General features: G+C 47.6%; 8 protein-coding genes. 3 read left to right on the top strand and 5 right to left on the bottom strand.

Going from position 1 to position 8,319, the window contains the following annotated elements; all coding sequences use genetic code 11:
• Positions 1–207: transposase domain-containing protein (locus L5M18_RS14880; RefSeq protein ID WP_263197534.1), on the top strand; the 207-nt coding region annotated here is incomplete at its 5' end.
• Between the two features lie 54 nt (positions 208–261).
• Here L5M18_RS14880 and L5M18_RS14875 read toward each other — a convergent pair.
• The 5 genes from L5M18_RS14875 to L5M18_RS14855 all read right to left on the bottom strand — a co-directional run bounded on the left by L5M18_RS14875 (position 262) and on the right by L5M18_RS14855 (position 5,299).
• Complete coding sequence (locus L5M18_RS14875; RefSeq protein ID WP_263197531.1) at positions 262–1,626, bottom strand: TrkH family potassium uptake protein; 1,365 nt, start codon at positions 1,624–1,626, stop codon at positions 262–264.
• Position 1,627: 1 nt separating this feature from the next.
• Complete coding sequence (locus tag L5M18_RS14870; protein WP_113941209.1) at positions 1,628–2,329, bottom strand: potassium channel family protein; 702 nt, start codon at positions 2,327–2,329, stop codon at positions 1,628–1,630.
• A gap of 32 nt (positions 2,330–2,361) precedes the next feature.
• Positions 2,362–3,045 carry a response regulator transcription factor gene (locus L5M18_RS14865; protein WP_131524531.1) on the bottom strand — a complete coding sequence of 228 codons (684 nt, stop codon included), beginning with the start codon at positions 3,043–3,045 and terminating at the stop codon, positions 2,362–2,364.
• Complete coding sequence (locus tag L5M18_RS14860) at positions 3,046–4,092, bottom strand: PAS domain-containing sensor histidine kinase (protein WP_263197530.1); 1,047 nt, start codon at positions 4,090–4,092, stop codon at positions 3,046–3,048.
• A gap of 283 nt (positions 4,093–4,375) precedes the next feature.
• Positions 4,376–5,299 (bottom strand): pirin family protein, encoded by a 924-nt coding sequence (locus L5M18_RS14855; protein ID WP_113941212.1) that lies wholly within the window; start codon positions 5,297–5,299, stop codon positions 4,376–4,378.
• Positions 5,300–5,883: 584 nt separating this feature from the next.
• On the opposite strand from L5M18_RS14855, the gene L5M18_RS14850 reads away from it, so the two are divergent.
• Complete coding sequence (locus L5M18_RS14850; protein ID WP_311981269.1) at positions 5,884–7,557, top strand: sensor histidine kinase; 1,674 nt, start codon at positions 5,884–5,886, stop codon at positions 7,555–7,557.
• A complete protein-coding gene (locus L5M18_RS14845) occupies positions 7,551–8,282 on the top strand; it encodes a LytR/AlgR family response regulator transcription factor (protein WP_105250908.1) in 732 nt (243 codons plus the stop codon). Before L5M18_RS14850 ends, L5M18_RS14845 begins: the two co-directional genes overlap by 7 nt.
• The last annotated feature ends 37 nt before the right edge of the window (positions 8,283–8,319 follow it).

Genomic DNA, 8,319 nt, shown 5'->3' with positions numbered 1-8,319 from the left:
CGCGCCATCAAACCGTTCGTGATTGGTCGCAAGGCGTGGTTGTTCGCCAATACCAAGACGGGAGCACAAGCCAGTGCGGCACTGTACAGCCTGGTCGAGACCTCAAAAATCAACGGACTGGAGCCGTATGATTACCTATGCCGCTTATTAACCGAGCTACCCAAAGCCAACACCCAAGAGAAACTACAGCAACTCCTGCCTTACTGATCACCAGCCACACCGCAAGGTGTGGTTGGCGTTACGCTTACCACCAATCAATCCTTACCCAATTGCTAATTTGGTTTCTGCGTAGCGCAGTTTCTTGGTCCTTGGGCTGGCGAGGAAGTAGGCGAGTACGAGTGGGCCGAGGCGACCCATGAACATTATAAAAATGATGATGGCTTGGCCTAGAGTCGTTAAGTTGCCTGTTAAACCTCGGGACAAACCGACTGTGCCCAGTGCTGATACTGCCTCAAAGACGATATCAATTAACGGTGCGTTTTCACTTAATACCAGTGCGAAGATGGCTAGCCAAGTGACGCCAATAGAGATCATGGTTAGCGCCAAGGCTTTGCTGACAGTGTCTTTGGGGATCTCGCGCTTAAATACATAAATAGCTTCATCGCGGCGTAAATAGCCATAAGTTGCCAAGATGAGCACCATAAAGGTGACGACTTTAACACCGCTGGCGGTACTTAGTGAGCCGCCGCCAATAAACATCAATACCAGCATGAGTAGCGTTGTACCATCTTCGAGTTGGTCAATTGCTAGTGTATTAAAGCCTGCGGTGCGCGGTGTCACGGCTTGAAACCATGAGGCTAACCATTTCCCGAGTTCGCTTAAGGGCGCCAAGGTATTGGGGTTGTTGTACTCAATAAAGTAAATCGCAATCACGGCGATGGCGTTGATAATCATAGTGCCTGTGATCATCATGCGGCTGTAAACGCTGAGTTTTGACCAACGTTTGTTCCTACGAAGATCTATCCACACCGAAAATCCGAGGCCACCTATGATGAGCAGGCCCGTGATGGTGAGGTTAATGACAGGATCGGCAACATAGGGCATTAGGCTGTCGGCACTGAGGGCAAAACCTGCGTTGTTAAAGGCGCTGATGGTGTAGAAAAAACCGTGGAATAAGCTGGTTTTCCAACCAAGTTCCTGACTCCAGTACACGGAAAGAATGGCCATGCCTACGGCTTCAACCAGTAAGGAAAACACTAACACTGATTTTGCCGTTGACACTAGAGTCGATGTATCAGTTTGATTAAAAGCCTCTTTTGCGACTGTTTGGTGTAAAAAACCAATTCTACCACCAATGGCGATCAGGGTGACAATGGCGAAGGTCATCAGCCCAAGTCCACCGCATTGGATTAACAGCGCTATGATTATTTGCCCAAAGGGCGTAAAAACAGTGCCAGTATCGACAACGACAAGCCCTGTCACTGTTACCGCCGAGGTGGCCGTGAACAGACTTTGTAGCCACGTAATAGAAGATGCGGTTGCTATGGGCAGTTTGAGTAAGCAAGTGCCTAAGATGATCAATAATGCAAAGCTCACGCTTAGGATAAAGGGCGGTGCGCCTAACAGCTTTTTACTCGATTTGGGTTTATGCTCAATCGCCATGATGGAGGGATGCCATTGAACCAAGTTACACCAACCTTGGCGCTAGGTATTTGAGCTCAGTACGGCTACCGCAGAGCAGTAAGGCGTCATTCGTTTGCAGGATAAATTGACTATCAATTTTGCTGAAAACCGTCAGATCCCGCTTAACCATAATGGCGGCGACTTTGCCTTTAGGGTTGCGTATCACATTGCTTTTTACATCATCTTTAACATCATCCTGTGCAGCGCCGAGGAGTTGGCTGACAGTGGTTTGATCAAGGTGAGGCTTGATATGGATCTCGACCACATAGAGACCATCACCAATCGGCAGGAAATTGTTCACCATAGGATAGTTGAGCGACTGGGCGACACGTATGCCCATTTCTTCCTCTGGATGTATGATGCGGGCGACGCCGAGTTTAGAGACGATAGTGTGATGGGCTTTAGTGCTGGCTTTGACCCAAATGACTTCTACTCCCAGATTTTTCAGTGCCAAGGTGCACAGCAAACTTGATTGCATATCTTCGCCAATTGCGACCAGTACGGCTTCACTGTTTGCGAGGTCTAGCTCACGAAGTGCAGCTTCGTCGGAACAATCACAAATAACCGCTTCGGTTAAGTCTTCTACGTATTTTTCCACCATTTTAGGGTCACTATCCACGCCAGTGACCGTGTGGCCTAAGTGGATCAATTCTAGGCTAGCGGCGACACCAAATCTCCCTAAGCCAATAACGGTAAAATGTGCCATTAAAATATCCTTTTCTATTTTATAACAAATGCTTATCTATTGTTTGTTAAGCGATAACCTAGGCCCGCTTCTGTCTTAATGAGCTGCTGCTCGCTGCTGTCATTGAGTTTTTTACGTAACTGACTGACTAAGATCCGCAGATAATGACTGTCTTCTTGATGGGTTTTACCCCAAATATCCCGCAGTAATTCAGTTTGTTTAACGAGCTGACCAGGGTGAGACATTAAGGTCTCCATCAGGGCAAACTCCTTTTTGGTTAAGGCGATTTCTTGCTGATCGAGCCAAAGCTGGTGGGTACTTTTTTGCAACTTAAGTGCGCCAAACTGCAGTAAATCACTTAATGGCGGTTCATCGACTAAATCGCGGACTAAAACCTTGATGCGAGCGATTAACTCCCTGATCCCAAATGGCTTGCTGAGATAGTCATTGGCGCCTGCTTCCAAAAGACGAATTTTTTCTTCCTCCTGATCGCGGGCGGTTAAGATAAGCACAGGCACTTTGTCACTCTGACGTAGGGTTTGCAGCAAGCTGATGCCATCACCATCGGGTAGGCCAAGATCGAGCACTAACACGTGTGGCTGCTGCGCATGATATTGCGCTAGGGCTGACGCAATCGAGGCAGCGCCATGATATTCGAATCCTTCCGCTTCTAACGATATCCGCATAAAAGTGTGGATTTGCGCTTCGTCATCGACAACCAGCACCTTATAAGCCATTTATTCCTCTCCCTTTTTTATCGGCAATGCGATACGAATAAGGCTGCCATGAGCGACAGGTTCGGCGCTGATCTGGCCACCATGGGCGGTAATTATGCCCTTAGCAACAGCAAGCCCAAGGCCCGAGCCGCTATCGGTTGAGGGATGTTGGCGATAAAAGAGCTCAAAAATTGCCTGCGCCTGAGCGGGTTCTATGCCAAGACCCTCATCTTGGATATCTAACAGTAACGCATCGCCCTGCTGATACGCTTTTACTATGACTTGCTTATCAGAAGGCGAATAGCGCAGCGCATTATCCAATACATTAAAAATAGCTTGCTCAATCAATGAACTGCAGATCATCAGTGACGGTAAATCGGCGTCACTCTTGATGATAATACGCGGCTGCGTGGCTGGAAAACGGGCAATAGCTTGGTGCAATACATTCATTATGGCGTCTTCACTCAAGCTAAACTTGAGTGCGCCGTGTTGTAACTTAGTGGCTTGCAGCAGGTTTTCGATATATTGGTGCAGGCGATGGCTTTCGGCGGCCGCGCTATCAATCAGCTCATCCTTTTGGTCTGGACTGAGCTTAGGCATGTATTCCTTTAAGGTGGTGAGCGTGCCAATGATAGTGGCGAGTGGGGTGCGTAAATCATGGGAAACCGACAGCAAAATACTGTTGCGTAACTGAGCTTGTTCGAGAGCATCTTGCTGACGTCGATAGTGTTCAGCTAATTTGCTGGTGGTGAGGGCGACAAGCAGAAACACACTGAGATTGAGAATGTCCTCAAGATTAAACATCTGTAGTGAATAACGTGGTGTGGTAAATAGAAAATTAAAGCTGGTCGCCTCAAATACTGCTGCAAAATAGGCCAAGTTGGCGTTGCATTGTAGGGCTACGGCCACTACGGCCAATTGTAAAATCAGCAGTACGGCGATAGTTGAGTTTGAAAAGTGATCGATAAAGGCGCTGCAGAAAATGGCCGTCACTAGCACTATGAAGGTAAATAAAGTCGGGTGCGAACGCCAGTATTGTGTCATGGGAGCCGCTATGGATGAAGTCATGAATAGAAAGACGCATATAAAGAAAGTGCCTGTACTTTAGCAAAGGCATTTTAAGATAGCGCGTAAAAATGCCGTAAAATTTGTAACCTTGTGAGTGGCTTAGCTTGCACTTAGCTTAGGCCAATCGAGCTTGTTCACATCACACTTTGGGTAAATGATAAGGCTTACCGCATACACTCATGTTGTAAGCCTTAACCCTTGCGTAGGCCATTACGTATGATGCCAAAGTGCCTATCCAACCACTAACCCTGAGTCATTGACCCGCCCGTCATTGAGCTAAGCATCACCAAGGTATTGGTGGGGGCACTAAGCGTTTGCCACTATAGCCAGTAACGGCGGCGAAGCGGGGATCTTCGGCTTCCCAATCTGCCTGTGCTTTGACTATTTCATCTTTGCTATGGCCAACAAAGTTCCACCAAATGCTGACAGGATCAGCCAATGGCGCGCCGCCAATCAGCAGTATGCGACAACCCGCCTCGAGTTTTATGGTGATGGTTTCGCGTAGCATGCCAAGGTAGGCGAGGTGGTTATTATCAAAACTGTCATCCTCGATTTGGAAGCGGCCTTCCAGTGGCATGAGGGCATATTCGAAACTAGGGTCGAGATTCAGAGTGAGTTCAGCGTCATGGGCGGCAAACAGATCTATGGCAACGATAGGTGAGAAGTGTAATGTGGGCGCCTGTTTATGATGCCAATTGCCAATCAGTAGGGTGAATTCGATATTCGCTTCGAGCCAAGTCGGCAGCTCTGGGTAGTGATCGAATCTCGGAGTGGTATCTTTGTGTTCCAGTGGTAAGGCAATCCATAGTTGGGCTGCGTGCATAGTGTGATGGCCCGCTATCGACTCTTCGGTGTGGGCTATGCCGTGTCCGGCTGTCATTAGGTTAACTTGTTTTGGGCGGATCACTTGGGCACTGCCTAGGCTGTCCCTGTGCATGATTTCGCCTTCGAGCATCCAAGTAAAGGTTTGCAATCCAATGTGTGGATGTTGGCCGACGTTTAACTGCGGGCCGTCGGTGATTGGGCCAATATGGTCGAGAAAGCACCAAGGGCCGATAAGGCGGCGCTCTTTTTGTGGAATAGCCCGTGCGACAGGTATGCCGCCGACATCACTGATTTTTGGGGCAATTCGTTGAGCTTGAATGCGGCCATTTTCAATAGGACATTCCTTAGGGCCACCATAAAACTGTGCTTGTAGTTCACTCATGTTCGCTCCTTATTCCATTACTAGGGCATGCTCAGTTCAGTTTGGCTCGGTTCAGTGCTGCTAAGTGTGAACCTAGAATCTCGCATGGGGGTGATCTCATCTTGCATTCGAGCCGAAGGTTTTAGCTTCGGGTATTCCAGTCGATTTTGCAAATTGTGGCAGTGACCTGATAGAGGGCAATTTCACTTTTTAGTGGTTAACTTAACGTGTTTTAGGTTCTTCAAATTGTCCTTCGATACACTTTGATAGCCTAATTCAAGTACGAATGTGTGACTGAGCCCGCGTGAATGGGACTTTTATCTGTCCTTTACTTTAGCAAGCCTGTATTTATGTGGGCATTAGCGTTTGATGTTTTACTCGAGCCTAAATACGAGTGTTTGACAAGTTTGGGGCTCGGTGATTTTTATCATCCATGTCTTACGTTGGATCTGCAAAATCGAGTCTATCTTTTATGGGAGCTTGTGTTGGCGGCAAAGCCTGTCTTCACCCTAATCCATTCAGCGTACAGGCTTAACACTCATAAATATATCATTGGTAAATATAACGTTGGGCTGTGATTCAGCGTGATAGATCAAGGAGAAAGCGTGCTCGAAAATCAAATGATGTTACTGGCGGTATTTGAACGGGCGGCCTTGATGCTGATGACCTTGTTCTTTTTAACTCGCACTCGACCGTTTCAGCGTTTATTCCAAAAGCGTAATCATACCCCCGCAGAGTTGGTTTCTGTGGCGGCGATATTTTGCTTATTTGCAGTGTTTAGTACTTATACCGGCATTGAGGTTGAAGGCGCGTTGGTCAACGTGCGGATTATTGCAATTATTTCTGGCGGGATTCTATTTGGTCCTTGGGTTGGTATTCCTGCGGGCGTGCTGTCGGGGCTGCATAGATATCTTATTGATATGGATGGCGATACCTCTATTCCGTGTTTAATCGCTAGCATTATTGCCGGCCTTATGGCGACGTGGATTTATTACAAATGTCCCAAATCTAAGTTGTGGATTTATGGCATTGTGGCGGGCATGTTGTGTGAAACGCTGACCATGTTGTTGATTTGGTTGCTGACAGAGCCACACGAGGTGGGCGTTGAGATTGTGAGTCATATTGCCTATCCCATGATTGCGGGCACTGTGTGTATCGGACTGATTATTAAGTTAGTGCAGGACCTCGACGATGAGAAAGAGTTGATTGCCGCTAAACAGGCCAAGCTCGCGCTGGATATTGCTAATAAAACCTTACCCTTTTTTCGCAAGATTGATCGCCATGCCTTAGAGCAAGTGTGCGCTGTGATCCGCAATGAAATCCATGCCGATGCTGTGGCGATTACCGATACTCGCGATGTGTTAGCCTATATGGGCGTTGGTAAAGATTACTACGAGGTCGATGGTCATCAAGCGATTAGCGAAATGACTCAAAGGGCGATAGAGCAAGATCAAAACATTATTAACAATGACTTACGCCAATATCATTTATCGGATTTTCATTCGGTCATCATAATCCCGCTGCGCGAAAACGGCACTGTGAGTGGCACGCTGAAGATTTACTATCGCAATACCTATCGTATCACTAGCTCGTTGCGGGAGATGGCTGTGGGTTTGTCGCAGCTGATTTCGACCCAGATGGAAGTGTCGCGTATCGAGCAACTGCAAGAGATGACCCGCAAGGCGGAGTTTACGGCGTTGCAGAGCAAGATTAATCCACATTTTTTATTTAATGCCCTCAATGCGATTTCTTCTTTGATCCGTATTCGGCCACAGCAGGCGCGACAGTTGATTGCTAATCTGGCCGATTATCTGCGCTATAACTTGGCTAAAGGCGATGAGCTGATTGATATCCAAGAAGAAGTGAAGCAAGTCCGTGATTATGTAGCGATCGAGCAGGCGCGCTTTGGCGACAAGCTTGAAGTGATCTTCGATGTCGACGATGTGCATTTTTGTGTACCTTGCCTCTTGTTACAGCCGCTGGTGGAAAACGCGATTTTGCACGGCATTCAACCGCGTAGTGCACCGGGCAGAGTGACGATAGAAGTGAAAAAACTCGATGCAGGCATTCGCGTCGCCGTGCGCGATACTGGCTATGGGATCCGCCAAGAGGTGATTGATGGTGTAGCTGCTGGCCGTGTAGAAAGCAGCAGTATCGGGCTGATGAATGTGCACCAGAGAGTGAAGTTATTGTACGGCGAAGGTTTGCAGCTTAAACGGCTCGAGCCGGGGACTGAAGTCAGTTTTTACTTACCGGAAAATGAGGCGCAAGTATGTTAAAAGCCATCATAGTTGAAGATGAATATCTTGCCCGTGAGGAGCTAGAGTATTTAGTGAAGAGCCACAGTGAGATAGACATAGTGGCTAGCTTCGAGGATGGCTTAGAGGCCTTTAAATATTTGCAGGATCACGAGGTCGATGTGGTGTTTTTGGATATCCAAATACCGTCCATCGATGGCCTTTTGTTGGCGAAGAATCTGCATAAATCGACCCATCCTCCCCATGTGGTGTTTGTTACTGCCTATAAAGAATTTGCAGTAGAAGCGTTTGAGCTCGAAGCTTTCGATTATATTCTCAAGCCCTACAATGAACCGCGGATCATCAGCTTATTGCAGAAGATTGAACAGGTGGGACGACAAGCACCAAAGCCGCAACATGAGGCCGCGAGCAACACCAGTCGAACCGTGAATTTAGTTAAAGGTGAGCGGATTATCGTTACGCCCTGCGAGCAAATTTATTATGCCGAGGCCGATGAAAAACTCACCTATGTGTACACCCGCACCGACCGTTATGTGATGCAGATGACCATCAGTGAGTTTGTCAGCCGCTTGCCTGCTGAAGGCTTTTTCCGCTGTCACCGTTCCTATTGCGTCAATATCAACAAGATCCGCGAAATCGTGCCTTGGTTCAATAGTACTTACCTGATTAGATTGCATGATTTGTCGTTCGAGGTGCCCGTTAGCCGTAGTAATATTAAGGCTTTTCGACAGCTGATGAGGCTGTAATTGTCATTCATTCCTGCAGATCTGTATTTCATGCCTT

The organism is Shewanella sp. SM20 (assembly GCF_025654545.1).
Lineage (GTDB): Bacteria > Pseudomonadota > Gammaproteobacteria > Enterobacterales > Shewanellaceae > Shewanella > Shewanella oncorhynchi.
The sequence above is the reverse complement of the archived record's forward strand: the minus strand, read 5'-3'. Positions and strand labels throughout refer to the sequence as shown.